The sequence below is a fragment of the Variovorax brevis genome, from assembly GCF_030317105.1.
In the GTDB taxonomy this organism is placed as follows: Bacteria; Pseudomonadota; Gammaproteobacteria; order Burkholderiales; family Burkholderiaceae_C; genus Variovorax; species Variovorax brevis.
In genome coordinates, this window is record NZ_JASZYG010000011.1 from 81,745 (window position 1) to 101,484 (window position 19,740).

At 61.6% G+C, this 19,740-nt stretch carries 19 protein-coding genes; 13 read left to right on the forward strand and 6 right to left on the reverse strand.

Features of this window, described 5'->3' with window-relative positions; genetic code table 11:
• Window positions 1–303: 303 nt before the first annotated feature.
• Both QTI66_RS28260 and QTI66_RS28265 read right to left on the reverse strand, forming a co-directional pair.
• Window positions 304–936, reverse strand: a complete 633-nt coding sequence (locus QTI66_RS28260) for a class I SAM-dependent methyltransferase (protein ID WP_286563520.1) — start codon at window positions 934–936, stop codon at window positions 304–306.
• Window positions 937–952: 16 nt separating this feature from the next.
• Window positions 953–1,687, reverse strand: a complete 735-nt coding sequence (locus QTI66_RS28265; protein ID WP_286563521.1) for an SDR family NAD(P)-dependent oxidoreductase — start codon at window positions 1,685–1,687, stop codon at window positions 953–955.
• A 112-nt stretch (window positions 1,688–1,799) separates the two neighbouring features.
• On the opposite strand from QTI66_RS28265, the gene QTI66_RS28270 reads away from it, so the two are divergent.
• Entirely contained in the window at window positions 1,800–2,177 is a 378-nt protein-coding gene (locus tag QTI66_RS28270) for a winged helix-turn-helix transcriptional regulator (RefSeq protein WP_286563522.1), read from the forward strand.
• A gap of 193 nt (window positions 2,178–2,370) precedes the next feature.
• Here QTI66_RS28270 and QTI66_RS28275 read toward each other — a convergent pair whose 3' ends face one another.
• Both QTI66_RS28275 and QTI66_RS28280 read right to left on the reverse strand, forming a co-directional pair.
• Window positions 2,371–3,816 carry an IS1182 family transposase gene (locus QTI66_RS28275; RefSeq protein WP_286563523.1) on the reverse strand — a complete coding sequence of 482 codons (1,446 nt, stop codon included), beginning with the start codon at window positions 3,814–3,816 and terminating at the stop codon, window positions 2,371–2,373.
• A 411-nt stretch (window positions 3,817–4,227) separates the two neighbouring features.
• Window positions 4,228–5,145 (reverse strand): LysR family transcriptional regulator, encoded by a 918-nt coding sequence (locus tag QTI66_RS28280; RefSeq protein WP_286563524.1) that lies wholly within the window; start codon window positions 5,143–5,145, stop codon window positions 4,228–4,230.
• A gap of 128 nt (window positions 5,146–5,273) precedes the next feature.
• Here QTI66_RS28280 and QTI66_RS28285 point away from each other — a divergent pair, with 128 nt between their 5' ends.
• From QTI66_RS28285 to QTI66_RS28300, 4 genes are read left to right on the forward strand one after another with little or no spacing between them, the layout of a single operon-like run.
• A complete protein-coding gene (locus tag QTI66_RS28285) occupies window positions 5,274–6,248 on the forward strand; it encodes a Bug family tripartite tricarboxylate transporter substrate binding protein (protein ID WP_286563525.1) in 975 nt (324 codons plus the stop codon).
• A 28-nt stretch (window positions 6,249–6,276) separates the two neighbouring features.
• Window positions 6,277–7,260 carry a PDR/VanB family oxidoreductase gene (locus QTI66_RS28290; protein ID WP_286563526.1) on the forward strand — a complete coding sequence of 328 codons (984 nt, stop codon included), beginning with the start codon at window positions 6,277–6,279 and terminating at the stop codon, window positions 7,258–7,260.
• A gap of 19 nt (window positions 7,261–7,279) precedes the next feature.
• Window positions 7,280–8,407 carry a Rieske 2Fe-2S domain-containing protein gene (locus QTI66_RS28295; RefSeq protein ID WP_286563527.1) on the forward strand — a complete coding sequence of 376 codons (1,128 nt, stop codon included), beginning with the start codon at window positions 7,280–7,282 and terminating at the stop codon, window positions 8,405–8,407.
• 44 nt (window positions 8,408–8,451) lie between these two features.
• Window positions 8,452–9,804: an MFS transporter gene (locus QTI66_RS28300; RefSeq protein WP_286563529.1), complete on the forward strand. Its 1,353-nt coding sequence runs from the start codon at window positions 8,452–8,454 to the stop codon at window positions 9,802–9,804.
• 2 nt (window positions 9,805–9,806) lie between these two features.
• On the opposite strand, the gene QTI66_RS39950 is transcribed toward QTI66_RS28300, so the two are convergent.
• On the reverse strand, window positions 9,807–10,481 hold the full coding sequence (locus QTI66_RS39950; protein ID WP_444815066.1) for a tyrosine-type recombinase/integrase: 675 nt from the start codon (window positions 10,479–10,481) through the stop codon (window positions 9,807–9,809).
• On the opposite strand from QTI66_RS39950, the gene QTI66_RS28310 reads away from it, so the two are divergent.
• Window positions 10,417–10,617: a site-specific integrase gene (locus QTI66_RS28310; RefSeq protein WP_286563530.1), complete on the forward strand. Its 201-nt coding sequence runs from the start codon at window positions 10,417–10,419 to the stop codon at window positions 10,615–10,617. The two genes, QTI66_RS39950 and QTI66_RS28310, sit on opposite strands and share 65 nt — an antisense overlap.
• 412 nt (window positions 10,618–11,029) lie before the next feature.
• Here the strand turns inward: QTI66_RS28310 and QTI66_RS28315 are convergent, their stop codons facing one another.
• Window positions 11,030–11,860 (reverse strand): IclR family transcriptional regulator, encoded by an 831-nt coding sequence (locus tag QTI66_RS28315; protein WP_286563531.1) that lies wholly within the window; start codon window positions 11,858–11,860, stop codon window positions 11,030–11,032.
• A gap of 99 nt (window positions 11,861–11,959) precedes the next feature.
• On the opposite strand from QTI66_RS28315, the gene QTI66_RS28320 reads away from it, so the two are divergent.
• The 7 genes from QTI66_RS28320 to QTI66_RS28350 all read left to right on the forward strand — a co-directional run bounded on the left by QTI66_RS28320 (window position 11,960) and on the right by QTI66_RS28350 (window position 19,672).
• Window positions 11,960–12,937, forward strand: coding sequence for a Bug family tripartite tricarboxylate transporter substrate binding protein (locus QTI66_RS28320; RefSeq protein WP_286563533.1), 978 nt, complete (start codon window positions 11,960–11,962; stop codon window positions 12,935–12,937).
• A gap of 13 nt (window positions 12,938–12,950) precedes the next feature.
• A complete protein-coding gene (locus tag QTI66_RS28325) occupies window positions 12,951–15,305 on the forward strand; it encodes a cytochrome P450/oxidoreductase (protein WP_286563534.1) in 2,355 nt (784 codons plus the stop codon).
• A gap of 300 nt (window positions 15,306–15,605) precedes the next feature.
• Window positions 15,606–16,217: an NAD(P)-dependent oxidoreductase gene (locus tag QTI66_RS28330; RefSeq protein ID WP_286563536.1), complete on the forward strand. Its 612-nt coding sequence runs from the start codon at window positions 15,606–15,608 to the stop codon at window positions 16,215–16,217.
• 1 nt (window position 16,218) lies between these two features.
• Window positions 16,219–16,926 carry a flavin reductase family protein gene (locus QTI66_RS28335; protein ID WP_286563537.1) on the forward strand — a complete coding sequence of 236 codons (708 nt, stop codon included), beginning with the start codon at window positions 16,219–16,221 and terminating at the stop codon, window positions 16,924–16,926.
• Window positions 16,927–16,950: 24 nt separating this feature from the next.
• On the forward strand, window positions 16,951–17,706 hold the full coding sequence (locus tag QTI66_RS28340; protein ID WP_286563538.1) for an SDR family NAD(P)-dependent oxidoreductase: 756 nt from the start codon (window positions 16,951–16,953) through the stop codon (window positions 17,704–17,706).
• Entirely contained in the window at window positions 17,684–18,973 is a 1,290-nt protein-coding gene (locus QTI66_RS28345; RefSeq protein WP_286563539.1) for an ABC transporter substrate-binding protein, read from the forward strand. The genes QTI66_RS28340 and QTI66_RS28345 overlap by 23 nt, the downstream gene beginning before the upstream one ends.
• 12 nt (window positions 18,974–18,985) lie before the next feature.
• Complete coding sequence (locus QTI66_RS28350; RefSeq protein WP_286563540.1) at window positions 18,986–19,672, forward strand: hypothetical protein; 687 nt, start codon at window positions 18,986–18,988, stop codon at window positions 19,670–19,672.
• Window positions 19,673–19,740: the final 68 nt, after the last annotated feature.

Consider the following 19,740-nt stretch of genomic DNA (forward strand, 5'->3'; position numbering starts at 1 on the left):
GCCGAGTGACCACGACCTTTTCGGCTGATCGTTTGGTTTCGATGAGCAGACTTTCACCGGAGAGAAGGTGGTCGGGAAAACACACGACCAACACCACGAAGGGCGCCCTCAGCGTTTCAGGAAATCGGACTGCATCAAGCCGCGTGGCATAGATCGAATGCAACATCTAACAATGAAAGTCCTGCCACTTGCGGTACACCGCCAACCGATCCAGCTTCGGCCAGGAGCGGCCCTTCGCGAGTGTCGGCATTCGGGAGGTGCCAATTGATCGGCGCGCGCCTTACGCGAAGGCCTACTGCAGCGTCAGCGCTTCACAAACCGATAGGCGAAGCGATCGGTCTCGTCTTTGATCGAGGGATCGAACACCTTGACCGAGTGCGGGTCGTCACTTCTCGCGAGCACCATGCTTTCCGCGTCCAGTACGAAACCGGCAGCCTCCACCTCCGCGCGGACGGTTGCAGGCTCGATCCGATGCAGCGACTGGGCGTCGCTCATGCCCATCCCTCGAGCTGCGGCATGGTCTACGATGACGTAGTACCCGCCGGGCTTGAGCTGCTGGTACACAGCCCGGTTGAAGAGGGCCGCCGTCGCGCCCTTTGTCTGGATCAGCGCTGTATGGAGGTCGTGGTAGAACAAGTGCAGCCAGAGCACATCCGCTTGCTGCGTGACTTCAGGCATCGCCACGAGGTCAGATGAGACGGCTTCAACGTTCTCTCGGCCGGGCTCCGTCGCAAGCGTCTTCATGTGCCCGACCGGATCGTTCTTGAAGTGAGCGACCTCGGCCGGCACGAAGCTGAACACGCGTCCTTCGGGCCCCACGATGTCGGAGAAGAGACGGGTCCAATCGCCTTCGCCCGGATAGACGTCGATGACGGTGGAGCCCGCCTCGACTCGTGCGAACTGGATCAACTCTGATACCTTGGCCTGGTCGTACATCGGAAGCTCCTTTGCGTCAGAGTTGCGCCAGGCCGCCGTCGACGGCGACCTCGCTGGCGGTCATGAAACTGCTGTCTGATGACGCAAGAAAGGCAGCCGCCGCCGCGATCTCGGACGGATCGGCCATGCGCTGGAGCGGTGTCATCGCGGCAAAGACCTTCTGGCCTTCCTCTCCCAACGCTGCCTTCGCGAGTTCGGTCGCGGTCGCGCCGGGCGAAAGCACGTTGACACGAATGCCAGTGCCCTTGAGATCTTCCGCCCAGGTCTTCGCGAGGTTGCGCACCGCCGCCTTACTCGCGCTATAGGCGCTCATTCCCGGTGCGCCCGTGGTGCCAGCGCTCGATCCGGTCAGAATGATCGAACCGCCGGCGCTCATCAGCGGCAGCGCCTGCTGGACCGTGAAAATCGTTCCCTTCACATTGGTGTCGAAGGTCTCGTCGATGTGCTCGGCGGTGATCTTGCCGAGCGCGAGCGGGCTGCCCCCACCGGCATTGGCGAAGACGATGTCCAGGGTTCCGCGTTCGGCCTTCACCGCCGTGTAGAGCCGGTCGAGGTCGGCGGGATCAGAGACCGAACCCGTTACAGCGCGGGCGTTGGGTCCGAACTCGGCCACGGCGGCGTCGAGCGCTTCCTTCCGGCGGCCGAAGATGAAGACGAATGCGCCTTCCTCGATGAAGCGCTTTGCCGCAGCGCGGCCGATGCCGGTCGCGCCACCGGTGATCACGGCGGTCTTTCCATTCAGCCTGTTCATGAAGTGCGTCTTTCGTTGAAGTCGTCTGGACGCAGCGATCTGCTTCCTTGCCGACGAATATGCACCCCTGATAACCTAAGGACAAGTATGCACTTTTTGGTAAGTATCAAAAATGACGACGTCTTCTGAAATCTGCGGCACTGGCTGCGGGCTCAATGCGACGCTCCGCGTCATCTCGGGCAAGTGGAAGCCCCTGGTCCTGTTCTTCCTTCGCGACGGCCCGAAGCGCTACGGCGAACTGAAGCGACTGGTCGAGGGCGTCAGCGACAAGGTACTCATCCAGTCGCTGAAGGATCTGGAGGCCGATCGCGTGCTGGCGCGGACAAGCTACAACGAAGTACCGCCGCGCGTGGACTACGCATTGACCCCGCTCGGTCGCAGCCTGGCCGACGCGATCATCCCGCTGTGCACCTGGGGAACCAGGAACGCGGCGGAGATGGCAAGCATCTTCGCGGAGCGCGACCGTCTGGTTCAGCAGGAAACCGAATGACCGGTTCGACGTCACTCATATGAAGCAGTGAGAGACAGCAACGGGCCGAGGCTGTGTAGAAACACACTTGATCCGCATCGAGGAGAGAGCGGTGGCGCTGCTGACTACTTCATCCAGTGCAATGACTCGCCACGACGGCCACTGAGCCCCCTTGTGGCGAGTCGTTGAAGCACGAACGAAGGCATGCAAGGGCTCATGCCCCTGCCAACCGCATCGCCTTCATCGTTCTAGCAATACCCAACACGTTTGTCACGCGCTTGAGGTTGTAAGCCAGCACTTGCAGGCTCATCTCCGTGTCGACGTGGGCCATTGTCTTGGTCAAGAAGGGCGCGGTGCCCATCCAGTGTTTCAACGTTCCGAACACATGCTCGATGGTTGATCGACGCAACGTCATGGCCCCAGGCTTGCGGTCCAGCCGCAGCTGCATCCGATCAATTACCGCCTCATGCTCCCATCGACGGATCTGCCTGAAGGATGAGGTCGTGCACTTGTCTTTCAGGCTGCATGTCGGGCAGGCACTGGGCCAGTACAGACGATTTCGAAGGTTGTTGTCGATCTTGCTGCACCTATAGATAGCGCGCTGACCGGCCGGGCACAGGTACTCGTCGTCCTTGGCGATGTAGATGAAGTCGGCCTTGCCGAAGCGACCATGCGCCTTCGCGTTGGAGGTCATCGGCTTCGGCACGAAGGCCGTGATCCCTGCGTCTTCGCACGCCTTGATTTCCAGGTTGTTGAAGTAGCCACGGTCGGCGAACGCGTTCAGCTTGGATTTGCCCATCGCGTCGCGGGCAGCCAGTGCCATCTTGGTGAGCTGAGCGCGGTCATGGCCAACGTTCGTCACCTCGTGCGCGACGATCAGGTGGTGTTTGCCGTCGACTGCAGCCTGGATGTTGTAGCCCACGAGACCTGTGCTCTTGCCTGTCTGAAGCATTGAGCGTGCGTCGGGATCGGTCAGCGAGCGCTGCTGGTCTGGCTCGCTCTTGAGTTGCTCCCTGGTCTCGTCGAGCTGACGCATCTGCTCGCGCAGTTTGCTGATCTTTTCCTGAAGCCGCTCGGTCTTGGCTTCGAGATCTGCAGGCTGGGTTCGGTCTGCAGTCTCCAGTGCGTCGAGGTACCGTTGGATGCTCCGCTCGATTTGCTGTTGACGCCCGTCAATCTTGCCGGGCGAGAAGTTGCGATCACGGCTATTGACCGCCTTGAATTTGCTGCCGTCGATCGCCACCACCGCCTGAGAGAAGAGTTTCAGCTGTCGGCACAGCACGATGAATCGGCGGCAAACATTGCGGATGCCTTTGCCGTTGTCGTGCCGGAAGTCTGCGATCGTCTTGAAGTCGGGTGTCAAGCGGCCGGTGAGCCACATGAGTTCGATGTTGCGTTGCGCCTCGCGCTCCAGCCGGCGGCTCGACTGAATGCGATTGAGGTAGCCGTAGATGTACAGCTTGAGCAGAACCGACGGATGGTAGGCGGGCCGCCCGGTGGCTGCGGGATCGGCACCCTCGAAGCCGAGAGCATGGAGATCCAACTCACCGACGAACGCATCGACGATGCGCACTGGGTTGTCCTCGCCAACGTAGTCGTCAAGGCACTCCGGCAACAACGTGACCTGGTGTCGATCTGCGCCTTCGATGAATCGCTTCATGTGTGGCTGCCCATTCCGTTGCGTTGAGACAATCTAGGCGAACGAAGTCACCTATTCAACCCGTTTTCACACAGCCTCGGCCCTGAGCAGTCGGCCAGCATCGACCCTTGTCCGACCGGTCCGCAGCGGTTGCAGTCCTTCACTGCCGCGGGGTGAATTCACGCAGTGAAGCCAACTCCGGTCGTTCAGCTGCGAAGGACACCTCGGTATCAACTGCCGATCTCAAGTTATTGCAGTTATAGCCCGCATGCTTGCCCAATGACGACCGGGCTCGACATGTCGAACGTCCGCGCCGTTATCCATCGAAGTGGGAGTTCGGGCCCGTTGGACCATTAGTGCTGCGAGCAACTTACAGTCCTTTCCGTGACTAGGCAACGAGCCTTTGAGATCCGTGCGCCACAGTCAACCCGCTCACCGCTGAAATTCAAGTTCAGCCTTCTGCTGCCACCGCCCGGACGACAGTTCTTGCGACAGCCACGTTACCAGCGCGTCAACACGCGCCACGCCTTGTCGTCGGCGAGGCACATGCGCTTTGAACCAGGTTTCTTGCGGCGCGAAGGATGGCAAAACACGCTCCAGTGACCCGTTCGCCAGCGCGTGCTGCGCAACATAGGCCGGTAGCGACGCAATGCCCAACCCTGCCAGGGCAGCGCGCAGCAACGTCCTGTTGTCGTCGGCGAGCAGCCGCGGGCGGATGTCCACGGCGATGGCGCCCCGATTGCCCTGGAATTGCCAGGTCGAGCCCGATGCCTTGAAGGCCAGGCAACTGTGATCGACGAGCTCGCGCGGGTGGGACGGCACACCGCGCGCCTGCAAATAGCCGGGTGCTGCGCAAACAACGGCGTGCACTGGACACAACGGAATGTCCACCACGCCTTCATAGCTGGCAGATCGCCCGGTGATGGCGACGTCGAAGCCTTGCTCTGAAGGGTTGGTGGAGAGGTCCACGAGCGCGAGTTCCATGGTGATGCCTTCGTGCTCCCGCAGAAACTCGCAGAAGACCTCGCCCAGAAACATCATCGTGAGCGTCGTTGGCGCCATGACACGCAAGTGGCCTTCCAACCGGGTTTCATCGCGGCCGACACTGTCGAGCAGGTCATCGAAGCTGCTGACGAGCGCTCCAGCGCGCAACTGGAATTTCTCGCCTGCCTCCGTCAGGCGCACAGCACGCGTTGTGCGCTCGAACAGGCGCGTGCCCAGGTGGGACTCCAGTTGCCCGATGCGCTTGGCAACGACGGAGGGCACCACGCCGAGCTGGCGCGCAGCCTCCGTAAAGCCACCGTACCGGGCAACCAGGGCGAAGGTCTTCACGTGGAGGTATGTGTCCATATTTGTTCCATTTATCGATTACTGATACTCAGAATTTAAGTCAATTGTGCCAATCAATCATCAATAGAATTTGGCAACGGGCGGAAAACAGCTCGACCTCAACCAGCTCTCGGAGACAAGGACGCACGATGAAAACGCTCAAAGGCCTGATGGCCGTCGCAGGGGCCGCTTGCGCGCTGGCCGGCAGCGCGCAAGCGCAGGAGTTTCCTTCCAAGCCGATCAAGGTCATCACACCCTTCCCCGCAGGCCAAGGCCCCGACGTTCTGTTGCGTATCCTGGCCGACAAGATGGGCAAGACCCTGGGCCAGCCGGTGATCGTCGACAACCGCCCCGGCGCCAGCGGCTTCATCGCCTTTGACGCGGTCAAGCGTGCGGCGCCGGACGGCTACACGCTGGGCCAGATCGACAGTTTCCAGATCGGCACGCAACCGCACCTCTTCGCCAAGCTGCCCTACAGCGTGCTGAAGGACTTCGAGCCGGTCACGCCGCTGATTCGCAACAGTTTCTTTGTCACCGTTGCTGCCAACTCGAGGCTGAACTCGATGAGCGACCTGATCAGCGCGGCGAAGGCCAAGCCTGGCGCTGTGTCCTATGGTTCATGGAATGTCGCGAGTCCTGCGCATCTCGGTGGCCTCCTGCTGGAGTCCACCACCGGCACGAAGATGACGCACATCCCTTTCAAGGAAACCTCGCAGCTCTACCAGTCGGTTGCCAACGGCGAAGTGGACTGGGCCATCGGAAGCGCCGCCTCGGCCGGCTCCCTGCAGCAAGCCGGAAAGCTTAGGTTCATTGCGGTCGCCGCGCCCAAGCGGACCGCTGGCTACACAGACGTCCCGACCGCGAAAGAAGCAGGCGCACCCGCGAGTTGGGAAGTCAGCGGCTGGAACGGCCTGCTCGCGCCCAAGGGCACGCCGCAGGACATCATCCTGAAGATCAACGACGCCGTGGTCAAGGCTCTCAAAGAACCGGACGTCCTCGCCAAGCTCGCCACCTTCACGTACGAGCCCTACGCCATGAAGCCCTCCGAGATGACGAAGCTGATGGAAGCGGAGATCGCGAAGTGGGGTCCGACCATCAAGGACGCAGGCATCAAGCTCGACTGAGCGGACCCCAAAGCAAGGACGCATCGCCATGGCACGCAAACACATTGATGTGATGGTCTCGGGCGTGCGGCAACTCACGCCGCGCGTTCGGGAATACAAACTGACCGCTATCGATAACGCCCCCGTGCCCGCCTACGGACCGGGCGCTCACATCGAAGTCCACACGGGCTCGGCGCAAACGGGGCTGATCGTTCGCCACTACTCGCTGATCGGCGGCACGGAAGAATCGGACGATGCACGGAACACGTACCGGATCGCCGTGCAGCGGGAGCACCGCGGTGGCGGGTCGGCTTTCATCCATTCTTCATTCGAAGTGGGCACGCGACTGCAGGTGTCAGCGCCCATCAACAACTTTCCGCTGGATCGCCGCGACGCGCACAGCTTGCTGATCGCGGGCGGCATCGGCATCACACCGATCTACTCGATGGCTCGAAGCTTGGCGCGTCGCCACCGCAACTTCACGGTCGTGTATGCCGGCCGAGAGCCCCAGTTCATGGCGTACCGTGAAGAGCTTGGTCGACTCGCGGGCCCGTGTGCCCACTTTCACTTCAGTGGCCGGCAGGACGCGGGCAAGCTCGATCTGGAAACGTTGCTCAGAAAGCAGCCGCCGGGCACCACGGCATACGTCTGCGGCCCGGCCTCGATGGTCGCGGCCACGCATGAAGCGAGCCGCGCTGCAGGCTGGGACCCGCAGCATCTGCGTAGCGAGTTATTCGGTGCCGGCCCGACGGGCGACGAGGTCGCGTTCGATGTGGAACTCAAGCGTTCGGGCCGGGTGATTCGTGTCGGCAAGGACGTGAGCATCCTCGACGCGCTCACCGCAGCGAAGGTGGATGTGCTGTGGGACTGCCGGCGCGGCGAATGCGGCTTGTGCCCCCAGTCAGTGCTGGAAGCGGATGGCCCCATCCAGCACCGCGATCGCTATTTGTCCGACGAAGAACGCGAGTCCGGCGAAACGATGTGCATCTGCGTGTCCCGCATCCGCGGCGAGCGACTTGTGCTCGACGTTTGAAATCTCCCAGAGGTGAATCATGGAAAAAATCCTGGAACAGATCATTGAGCAGGTCATTGAACATCCCCGCACGCCGCTGGCAGAGCCGAGCTTTGAGGCTGGTGGATTTGCCGACCACAACACGCCCCTTGTCCGCAACTGCTGGTACGTCGCCGCCCTGAGCAGCGAGGTCTCGCGCGACATCATGAGTCGCCGCCTGCTCGGCGTGGACGTGGCGCTCTATCGCACCATGGCGGGCGAGCCGGTCGCCGTGCGCAACCGTTGCCCGCATCGCTCCTTTCCCTTGGCCAAGGGTCGCCTCGAAGGCGACACGCTGATCTGCGGCTACCACGGCATGCAGTTCGATTCTTCGGGTCGCTGCGTCAACATGCCTTCGATGCCGATCGTTCCCACCAACGCGCAGGTGCGCAGCTTCGACGTGGTGGAACGCGCGCCGCTGATCTGGATCTGGATGGGCGATGCGGACAAGGCCGACGAAGCACTCATCCCCGACACGCACTGGCTCAATGATCCAGGCTGGAAGAGCGTGGGCGGGCAGTTCTACATGAAGTCCGACTACGTCTCGATGCATGAGAACCTGCTCGACCAGACGCACTTTCCGTTTCTCCATCCGGGCGCGATCGGCACGCCGGAATATGCACGCTCCAAGCTCAAGATCCGCCGCGACGGCGAGGTCGTGATCATCGACCGCATGCTGAAGAACTCGCCGCCACCGGGCGTCTACGCAGTGCCCACCGGCCTGACCGGAAAGCCTGTGGACCGCTACTCGGAGGCACGGTTCCAGTCACCCGCGCTGCACACGGCCTTCGCGAAGATCGTCGATCCGACGCCTCCCCCGGGCGCCATCGCCGAATACCGCTTCAACATCACGCACATCTTTACCGCGGAGACGAACGGAAGCATCCACTACTGGTGGTTCAACTCGCGCGATTTCGACCTCGGCAACAAGGCCTCGGACGAATACCTGCACGCGGCGTCCGCCAAGGCCTACCTCGAAGACGTCGATGCGCTTGAATGGATCCTCGACGTGGTGCGCAAGGACACCGAGCAGCAGTTCGATCTGAATTTTGCGCCGGACAAGCCGGGCCTTCTGATGCGCCGTGCCCTGTACGACCGGGCTGCGGCCGAAGCCGGCTACGTCCTGTAGTCCACCCCTCGCGATTTTTTCTTACCATCCAGACGGAGACAACTTTGACCAACACAACCGCAGTGGACGTCAAGGCGTTCATCAATGAGCGTCCCATGTCCGGGGCCCAATGGCTCCTGTTGATCCTGTGCTTTTTGATCGTTGCCGCAGATGGCATCGACGTCGCGATCATGGGCTTCATCGCCCCGCCCATCGTGCAGGACTGGGGCATCTCGCGGGCCAGTTTCGGCTTGGTCATGAGTGCGGCGCCCTTCGGGCTCGTGCTTGGCGCCTTGATTGCCGGGCCTTCGTCGGATCGATTCGGACGCAAGAAGGTGCTCATCACTTCGGTGCTGATGTTCGGCATCTTCACGCTGGTCACGGCGTTCACCCGGAATCCGACCGAGATGGCGATCATGCGCCTGCTCACCGGGCTGGGCCTTGGCGCGGCGATGCCGAACACGACAACGCTGCTGTCCGAGTACGCACCGGAGAAGCGCCGCTCGCTCCTGATCACGATCATGTTCACCGGCTTCGGCGTGGGCTCTGCCGCGGTCGGCTTTGCGTCGGCGTACCTGATTCCGGCGCACGGCTGGCGCTCGGTGTTGATCCTGGGCGGCGTGCTTCCCTTGGTGCTCGTGCCCTTCCTGCTGCTGTACCTGCCCGAATCCGCACGGTTCATGGTGGTGCGCGGCTTCTCACCAGAACGAATTGCCGCGACCTTGGGGCGCATCTGCCGCGCGACCTTTGCAGTCGGAACCAGCTTCTTTGCGCCAGAACCTCCCGTGACGACAAAGCGACCCATCGGGGTGCTGTTCTCGCAAGGCTACGGACTCATGACGGCGTCGCTCTGGGTGACCTACTTCATGGGGCTGCTGGTCATCTACCTGATCACCGGATGGCTTCCAACACTCATCAAGGACGCCGGCCTGCCAATTTCCGCCGCCGCGAACATCACGGCCATGTTCCAGACCGGCGGCACCGTGGGCGCCATCCTGGCCGGGTGGGCCATGGACCGCATGCGACCGACATGGGTCATTGCCGGGTCCTACCTTGGCGGCGCGCTCTGCGTCATCGGCGTTGGCAGCGCTGGCGCGCTCTCCACGTCCCTGTTCTTGTGGGTCCTCGCAGCGGGCTTCTTCATGAACGGTGCGCAAACCGGGCTGAACGCCTTCGCGCCGAACTGCTATCCCACCGTTGCCCGTGCCACGGGGGTGAGCTGGATGCTTGGCATGGGGCGGTTCGGCAGCATCCTGGGCTCGGCCGTGGGCGGGGTACTGGTCGGCTTCGGCTGGGGATTCGGCGCAATCGTTTCGGCGCTGGCCGTCCCCGCGGCGATAGCCGGTCTGGCGATCCTGCTGGGCCGCAGTGGCGCCACGGCGCGCACTCCCACCGCGGTGGGTGTTGCGCATTCCTGAGCCTATTGGTCACGTCCCAGGCGATGGCGTAAGTCTTCAGCACGGACAGGGCTGAGATGCACGGTAGCAACGGGCCACAGCGGACAGCCGAGTGGGCGCAGCGTTGTTCCTCCATCATCTCGCGGCTGTGTTCGAGGGCGCAAGTTGGCTCCCGTCACCTTTGCATTAAGGCGGTCGCGAGTTGGCCGACGGGTTGCATCGCCGGCGCAGCGCGGCGTCAGCAAGGATCGACTGGCGCCGCACGGCGTGTCGTGTGCCAGTCCCGTCGCGTCCAACAAGACCGAAGAAGGCCGAGCCAGGAATCGACGCGTGGAATTGGTCGAGAACTGAGTTTCGATACATGGAGGTGCCGAGCATCCGCGAGCCAGTGCAGCGCCTTTGTGGCAGCGCAAGACCAGGCACTTGTGCGCGACTGTGCCCGGTTCAGGCGTGACTTGCTGATTCAATCGCGCTGTAGCGCTGGTCGCGATCTTCAGGTATCGCGAGGTGGTGGCCAAGCTGCGGTGGCCGAGCAGCAATTGGATGCGGCGCACATCGGTGCCGGACTCCAGCAGGTGCGTGGCGAACGCATGCCTGCTATCTCGTCGACGAAATAGGAGGCACACTACGGCCATGCACCTCCTGCAGTCGGGCGTGCGATTCAACGTCATCGCGTTGTGGCTGGGACAAGAGAGCATGAATACCACCCATCGCTACGTCGAAGCTGACCTCGCGATGAAGAAGACCGCGCTCGCGTGTCTGGAACCGCGGAACACCACGATGTGCCGGTTCCGAACTCCGGATTCGCTCATGCGGTTCCTGCAGGCGCTGTAACTATGTGAATTTGGCGCCGGCCACCAATGTCCATCTTCATGGGGGCCTGCTCCGCCAAATTCTGAGAACTGCACATAGTTGAGATCTGCGCATAGGCAGCGCTTGCTGTCTTTGGGGGTCTCTCAACGAACTCACGCTGTGAGGCCGATAACAGTCGTCCCAGGGAAAAAGGGGCCCCGCTATCAACGGCCGGTTGCAAGGTATTGCAGTCATTGCCCGGTTGAATGCCATCGGGCGACCACGGCACCGCAGGGTTGAACGATAGCTACCCTGCCACCTACGCAGAGGTATAGAAGCCTTGGCCAGTTGCTCTTCCCCGGTACTTTGACCTGAGCTTTGAGATTTGGCTCTGCAGCGTTGCTGGCTTCGCGCCAAGCATTGCCTCGTCGCTCGATCAGTCGTCTGCAAAAGTTCATCCCGTGTATCCGAGTTTCACACTCGTATCCCGCGCTTCGCGTTGAACGGCTGTTGCGATTGCGCCGTTCACCGAAGGATCGAAACCGCCACTCGCGCCGAGAGCGGTGATCACTGCGCACACCCGCCCAGTGAAGTCATACACAGGTGCCGCAACGGCGCTGATTCCGCGCAGGTAGACGTCCTTGACGGCAGCGCAACCTGCCGCGCGGACTTCCTTCTGCAGGTTCACAATCGGGTCCGGCATAGGCAGCATGGCGAGCATCTCGGGTGTTGCTGCTTTCAGTTCTTCTTCGGCCAGCGTGCGCACGCGTTCATCGTCGTACAGGCCGAGAAAGACCCGACCGGTCGCCGACCACACCAGCGACATCACGCTCCCGGCACGAACGTTGACGGTCACGGGCAGGCCCGGCTCCTCGATTCGCATGATGGTGGGCCCCTTGTTGCCCATGAGCGCAACGAAGCAGGTGATCTCAAGGCTCTCACGCAAGCGCACCAATGCCGGTTCGGCGAGGCGGATGGGTTCGGCCTGCCGCATCGCGGTCAGTCCGATCTGGATCAGTTCGGGGCCAAGAAAATACCGCTGTGATCCTGTGTCCTGAGCTACCAGACCCTCTTGGACCAAGCTCGCCAAGTAGCGGTGCACCTTGGCCGGGCTTTCGCCAACCTGCGCAGCCAGCGCAGACAGGCCCGCACTCCCGCCCATCCTCGACAAGGTTTTCAACACGACCATGCCGATTTCGGCGGACTGCACGCGCTGACGGCGCTCCTGCGCGCGGGGCGGGGCGGCATCGAGAGGTGCGTCGGGCTTGCGGGGGATCTTGCTCATGGCTTTGATCCTACTCACAGGTGCGAACTCAGTAGAAACCCCAGATTGAATTTACGCATAGCGTATAACAATTACGCTATCCAAGAAAGGACCCCTCCAATGAAGAAGCTTCTTGTCGCCACGCTGTTGGCGTTGCCCGCCGTGCATCTGCCCGCACTTGCCCAGCAGCCCGCATCGACGTATCCCTCAAAGCCGGTTCGCTGGGTCGTCCCCTATGCGGCGGGTGGGGGTTCTGACTTTCTCGCGCGCACCATCGGTCAAGCCTGGTCGACACAGGCAGGCCAGCCCGTCCTGGTTGACAACAAGCCCGGCGGTAACACCGCGCTTGCCGCGGCTGAGGTCGCGCGTGCCGCAGCGGATGGCTACACGGTCCTGTCCGCGGACAACGGCACGCTGGTCTTCAACCCTGTGCTCTACAAATCGCTCAGCTACAACCCCACCAAGGACCTCGCGCCAGTCACGCTGATGGGGCGCTTTCCAATGATCCTGGTCGTCGGCCCCGGCATTTCGGTCAAAGACGCCAAGGACTTCATCGCGCAGGCAAAGGCCAAGGCGGGTGGGCTCAACTACGGTTCAGCCGGAGCCGGTAGCCCGCACCACCTGGCAATGGAACTGCTGAAGTCCGAAGCGGGTATCGAGATGGTCCATGCACCGTACCGCGGCGCCGCGCCGGCGCTGGCCGACGTGGCCGGCGGCCAGATCCCGGCCATGATGGTTGACCTGGCGGCCGGCGCTGGCTTCATCAAGGGCGGCAAGGTCAAGGCACTGGCCGTGGCCAATGCAACCAGGCTGCCGCAGTTGCCGGACGTGCCGACCTTTGCCGAACTGGGCTACAAGAACGTCGAAGCCGCTGCGCTCGTCGGCATGGTGGTGCCAGCAGGTACGCCACCGGCGACGATCAGCGCCATCAACAAGCAGGTCGTCGCGGCGATTCAAGATCCAGCCGTCCACAAGCGTCTGGTCGACTTCGGCGTCGAGCCGGTCGGCGATACGCCGGCGCAGTTCGCGGAATTGCTGAAGGCCGAAACGACCAAGTGGCAGAAACTGATCCGTGACCTGAAGATTACTCTGGACTGAGCAGGAGAACGCCATGAGCAGCATTGACTTTCCGCGCCGAACGACTGGTTGTCCCGTAGCGCATGGTGCGCTCTCCGGCGAGCGTACGCCGACCGGCTGCCCCGTCAGCCAGCGCGCCGCCGACTTTGACCCCTTCGAGGACGGCTACCAGCAGGACCCGCCTGAGTACGTGAGATGGGCGCGTGAGAAGGAGCCGATCTTCTGGAGCCCGAAGCTTGGCTACTGGGTGGTCACGCGCTATGACGACATCAAAGCCATATTTCGCGACAACATCACGTTCAGCCCTTCCATCGCGCTCGAAAAGATCACGCCGACCGGCGACGAGGCGAATGCTGTGCTCGCGTCCTACGGCTTTGCGCTGAACCGCACGCTGGTGAATGAAGACGAGCCTGCGCACATGCCGCGTCGTCGCGCGCTGATGGACCCGTTCACGCCAGAGGAACTCAAGCATCACGAGCCCATGGTGCGGCAACTGGCGCGCGAGTATGTCGACCGCTTCATTGACGATGGTCGCGCCGACCTCGTTGATCAGATGCTCTGGGAAGTTCCGCTGACAGTGGCCCTGCATTTCCTCGGCGTGCCAGAGGAGGACATGGACACACTGCGCAAGTATTCGATCGCGCACACGGTCAACACCTGGGGCCGGCCAAAGCCGGAAGAGCAGGTTGCAGTAGCGCACGCCGTCGGCAACTTCTGGCAGTTCGCCGGCCAGGTGCTCGACAAGATGCGACGAGACCCGGAGGGGGGCGGATGGATGCAGTACGGGTTGCGCAAGCAGCGCGATCTGCCCGAAGTCGTCACCGATTCGTACCTCCACTCCATGATGATGGCCGGCATCGTGGCTGCGCACGAAACCACGGCCAACGCCACGGCCAACGCGATGAAACTGCTGCTCCAGCATCCGGACGCGTGGCGCGACATCTGCGAAGACCCCAGCCTGATTCCCAATGCAGTCGAAGAATGCCTGCGTCACAACGGATCGGTTGCGGCATGGCGCCGCATCGTCACGGCCAATGCGCAGGTCGGTGGTGTCGATCTACAGGCCGGCTCGAAGCTGTTGATCGTTACCTCGTCAGCCAATCACGACCAGGCTCACTTCGCGGACGCTGACCTGTTCGACATCCGTCGCGACAACGCCAGCGACCATCTCACTTTCGGCTATGGCTCGCACCAGTGCATGGGCAAGAACCTGGCGCGCATGGAGATGCAAATCTTCCTTGAAGAGTTCACGCGCCGGCTGCCCCACATGCGGCTGTCCGAGCAGGCGTATTCGTATGTGCCCAATACCTCGTTCCGGGGTCCGGAGCATCTGTGGGTCGAATGGGACCCGGTCCACAACCCCGAGCGCGCGCAACCTGGGCTGCGTGAGCCTGAGTTGCCCTTGCCAGTGCGTCTGGGCGAGCCCTCGAAGGGCGCGATCACGCGGCCGGTCGTGGTCGAGAGCGTGACGCGGGTGGCTGAAGGCATCGTCAAGCTGCGCCTTGTCGCACCCGACGGCCGGCCCATGCCCCGCTGGACGCCCGGTTCGCACATCGACATCGAATGCGGTCATCCGGAACTTTCGCGGCAGTATTCACTGTGTGGCGACCCCGATGATGTGAGAGCCTTCGAGATCGCGGTGCTTCATGAGCCCGACGGACGTGGCGGTTCCGCATGGGTGCACGCGAACGTGAAGGCCGGTGACAAGCTCAGGATTCGGGGACCACGAAATCACTTCCATCTCGATGAGACGGCGAAGAAGCTGATCCTCATTGCAGGCGGCATCGGCATCACGCCTGTGAGTGCAATGGCACGGCGAGCCAAGGCGTTGGGCATCGACTATGAGTTGCACTACAGCGGGCGCTCGCGCGCCAGCATGGCCATGGTCGATGACCTGGCCAACGAGCATGGCGGTCGACTGGTTTGCTACGCCGGTGATGAAGGCCGACGCAATGACCTGGCGAGACTGCTCGCCACGCCTGAACCGGGCACCCAGATATACGCCTGCGGGCCGGTGCGTATGCTGTCTGCGCTGGAAGGGCATTGCGCGACCTGGCCCGAAGACGCGCTGCACATTGAGCATTTCGAATCGACGCTGCGTACACTGGACCCGACGCGCGAACATGCGTTCGAGGTCGAATTGAAGGATTCAGGCATCGTCGTTCAAGTGCCGGCCGACCAGACCGTGCTGAGCGCCCTGCGTGCGGCCAATATCGACGTCCAGAGCGACTGCGAGGAGGGTCTTTGTGGATCGTGCGAGGTGCGCGTACTTTCGGGCAAGGTCGACCACCGCGACGTCGTGCTCACCCGCGCCGAACGCGAGGCCGATACGAAGATCATGACGTGTTGCTCACGCGCCTGCGGTAGCAGGCTCGTGCTCGAACTCTGAGATTCACCAAGTGACCCCCATGGTTCGCGAGTTTCTCCAAACGAGGTGCCGAAACGCTTGACATCGGCGGTTGCTAGCTGTCTAATCGCTTCGACAATATCAAATCTAACGAATTAGTTATTGTCGAAGGAAGGGCCCTCCGGGGCCAAATTTGAGGCAAGGTTAGCTCGCAACTAGCCGGCACATAGGATTTGACGGGTGTCCGCGAAGCGCTGAAGCAGCGCTGATTTTTTTGACCAATCTGTATGCCTGTTAGTTACATACATACAGATACCTTTTAGTCTGATTACAGGAGTACATATGAAGATTGCTTTGATTGGCGCGACGGGTAGCGTGGGCTCTCGCGTCCTTGCTGAATTGCTTTCCCGCGGACATGAGGTGACCGGTCTGTCTCGCCACCCGGAGAAGCTGACGCCGCAGGAGCGCTTGAAGAGCGTGCAAGGGGACATCGCCAAGCCAGATGAACTCGGCGCAGCCCTTCATGGCCACGACGCAGTCATCAGCTCGGTCCGATTTCTCACCTACAACGTCGCGGACCTGCTGGCCGCGGTCAAAGCGTCCGAAGCAGGGCGCCTCGTCGTGGTGGGCGGCGCCGGCTCTCTCAAGGTCGCCTCCGGCCAACTGCTTGCCGACACTCCCGCATTTCCTGCGGCCGCCAAGCCTGAAGCCGATGCAGGAAAAAAAGTGCTGGAGGCCCTTCGCGGAGAGTCCGCTCTGAACTGGACCTTTGTGTCGCCGTCCGCCCTGTTTGCGCCTGGCGAACGCACCGGCCACTACCGGCTCGGGGAGGACATTCTTATCGTCGGCGAAGATGGCAAGAGCCGTATCTCGCAAGAAGACTACGCAATCGCCCTGGTCGATGAACTCGAGTCAGCCAAGCACCCTCGGCAACGCATCACGGTGGGGTATTGAAATGACTGCCACCCAGAAAAAGGATAAGCCGTCGCTGGTCGTCATGCCTGAACCGGACGAATTCGGCTCCGTTGGGTTCGATACACGCGCGCTGCCTTGGGATCAACAATACAAGTTGATTTCAAGTACGGTCATTCCGCGGCCGATCGCGCTGGTTTCGACCGACGGGCCGGCTGGCGTCAACGCGGCGCCTTTCAGCTTCTTCAACGCCGTGGCGCTCGGGCCCCCGATGGTGATGTTCAGCGTTGGCCCCGCGATGTTTTCGAAGCGAGGCGAAGAAAAGGACACGCTCGTGAACGTGCGCGCAACCCGCGAGTTCGTGATCCAGTTGGTGGACGACGCCAACAAGGAAAAGATGAACCACTGCTCGCCTGAATACGGCATGGACATCAATGAGGCGGAAATCGCAGGATTTCGCATGGGCAAGTCAGTGCGCGTCGGCGCCCCTCGCCTTGTGGACTGCCCTGTCCAGCTGGAGTGCGTTCTGACGGCCATCCATACGCTCGGCGACACCCCCTACTACATGGTGATCGGCGAGATCGTCTACGCACACTACCGCGAAGGAATCGTCGATGACCGCCTGCGGGTGGACATGATGAAGATCAATCCGATTGGGCGGCTCGCCAACCCGGGCATGTACACGCGCATCACCGACAACTTTCAGATGATGCCGCCGGCGCAACCCGTGAAGAACACCGTTGCTGCCTGAGCAGCGCAAATCAGCAGGATTTATATGGACTTCACTTTAAAAGATCGCCTCGCTCTGGTAACCGGAGCGGGCAATGGCAACGGTGTTGCGATTGCATTGGGCCTGGCTGCCGCCGGGGCGCGAGTCGTGGCTGTCGACATCGATGAAAAAGGCGCCCAAGAGACGGCAGCAAAGATCAGAGAGGCGGGCGGAAAGGCCTGGGCGCACGCGGCAGACGTCAGCGATGAAGCGGCGTGCCAAGCCCTGGCCCAGCGCGTCGGCGAGGAGGCCGGCAATGTTGACACGCTGGTCAACAACGCCGGTGTGATGATTCGCGGTGAGTTTGCCGGCGTGAACTCGCGAACCCAGTGGCACAAGACGTTCGACGTCAATGTCCACGGCACCTTCAACATGACCCAAGCATTCTTGCCGGCTCTGAAGGCCTCGCGCGGATCCATCGTCAACGTAGCGTCGATACAGTCATTCGTGGCGTCGCTGCCGTCTGCGGCTTATGCCGCATCCAAGGGTGCCGTTGCGCAACTCACGCGCACGCTTGCTGCAGAACTCGCGCCACAGGGGATTCGAGTCAATGCGGTCGCTCCGGGCATGTTCGAGACCGCGATGTCTGCGGAATCTCGCGCTGATCCCCAGCGACTTGGTCCCTTCATGACGCACGTTCCCATGAAGCGTACCGCGGTGCCGGAGGAAATCGCTGGCCCTGTTGTCTTTCTCGCATCCCCAGCGGCGAGCTACGTCACTGGAGCCATTCTTCCGGTGGATGGCGGATACCTCGTCATCTGAAGGCAGTTACGACCCACAACCAGGAATGACCGAAGGTCATCCCCACATCGCATCGATAAATTGGAGACTCAAAATGAAACTTTCTCGCCTCTCACGCATGGTCAGCATCATTGCTGCTGCATCTGCCGCATTCGCAGCATCTGCCCAGGACATCAAGCTGGGCTACAACGGAGACCTTTCTGCGTCTCCAGCTGCAATCAGCGGCCAGGCTGCCGTCCTGGGAATTCAGGCCGCGATCGAAGACATCAACTCAGCCGGTGGTGTCCTCGGGCGCAAGCTGGTGCTCGTTGTCCGTGATGACATGTCCATGCCGCCGAAGGCCATCCAGAACATGAGTGAGCTCATCGACGGGGAAAAGGTATCGGCTGTGTTCGGCCCGACCAACTCGGGCAATGGACTGGCGTGGAGACACATCCCCAATCAGAAGAAGGTTCCGGTGATGAATGTGGTGGGCGGCGCAACGGACCTGACCAAGCCGGTGAGTGCTGGCGCGGAGAACTACATGTTCCGCGTCTCGATGGTGGATCGCTACCAGGTGGCCGCGCTGATGGGCTACGCAAAGAAGAGCCCCGGTGTCAAGAACATCGGGCTGATCACGGAGAGCAATGGCTGGGGTCAAAACGGCTTGCAGGATCTGCAGCAGATTGCCGAACTGCAAGGCCTGAAGGTTGTGGCTGCGGAGCGGATGGGAAGCAACGACACGGACGCTACGTCTCAACTGAGCAAGCTGAAGGCCGCCAATGTCGACACCGTGCTGCTGTGGACCAATGGAACGCCGACGGCGCAAATCATGCGCAGCATGGACAAACTCAACTACTACCCGCGCGTCCTGTCTTCCTGGGCTGCGGACAACTCGTCCTTCTACGACGCAGCAGGCAAGAATCTCGCGGAAAAGCCAATCTTCATGCGGACGCTGTCGGACTCGCTGAACCCCAAACAAACCAAGCTGCGCGACCGCATTGGCACCAAGCTTGCGGCCCCGAGCGCGATCACCTTTGTGATGCACGGGTATGACGGAACGATGCTGCTGGCGCAGGCGATGAAGCAAGCTGGATCCACCGATGGCCCGGCCGTCAAAGCCGCGCTGGAGGACCTCAAGACTCCGGTGGATGGCATGATGAAGACCTACAACAAGCCCTTCTCAAAGACCAACCACGAAGGATTGGTTGCCTCTGATCTCGCATGGATTCACTGGAAGGATGGCAAGCTGCTGCCCTACAACGACGAAGTGGTGAAGTCGATCACTGCGGCGGACCTCAAATACTGAGGCGAAAGGGCGATGATGCAGTTCATGACGCTCTTACGCGCCAGCTCAGGGCAAGGCGACGCATTGAGAGGATGGTACCTGGAGCAGTATGCAAATCGGCTTCTCTCGAGCGCCGAAGGGCTTAAGGGGTATAGGGTCAACGTTGACACCGTACCCCCGCCTGGACTGGAGCTGTATGGTGGCGCCGAGTCAGCTCGGGCGGAACCCTACGACCTCATCGCCCAGATGTGGTTTGACTCCCGTGAAGCGTTCGAGCGTGCCACGCAGCCGCTCGCGGAAGAGCTTGCCGTCCATGCCCCTGTGCACCATGTCTACCGAATGAGCGAGACAGTCGTCCTTGAGCGACCGGAGCAGTTGCAGGGCAATCCTTCGCCCGGCTACAAGCTGATGCGAGGTCTGTTCTTCTATTCGGACATGCCAGATTCGGCTGTGAAGCGCAGTTGGGCACGCCACCAGGATCTCGCGGTGAAGGTACACATCGGCCTTGCCCGATACGTGCGTCACTGGGTTGACGAGGTCCTTACCGAAGGAGCACCCGGTATCCGCGGCATGTCGGATCTGCACTTTCCGAGCGCAGACGCGATGATCAACCGGTACTTCGACTCTCCGCGTGGCCGGGATGAGATCCTGCACGATATTGGTCACTTCATCGAGGGCGGTACGTCCCGGTTGTTTGGGACCGAATACATCTACAAGTAGCACGCCGGGTTCTTGAGGGCGCGCCCTTGCGTGTCTTCATTCCAGCCCGGCAATCTAAACATCCATGG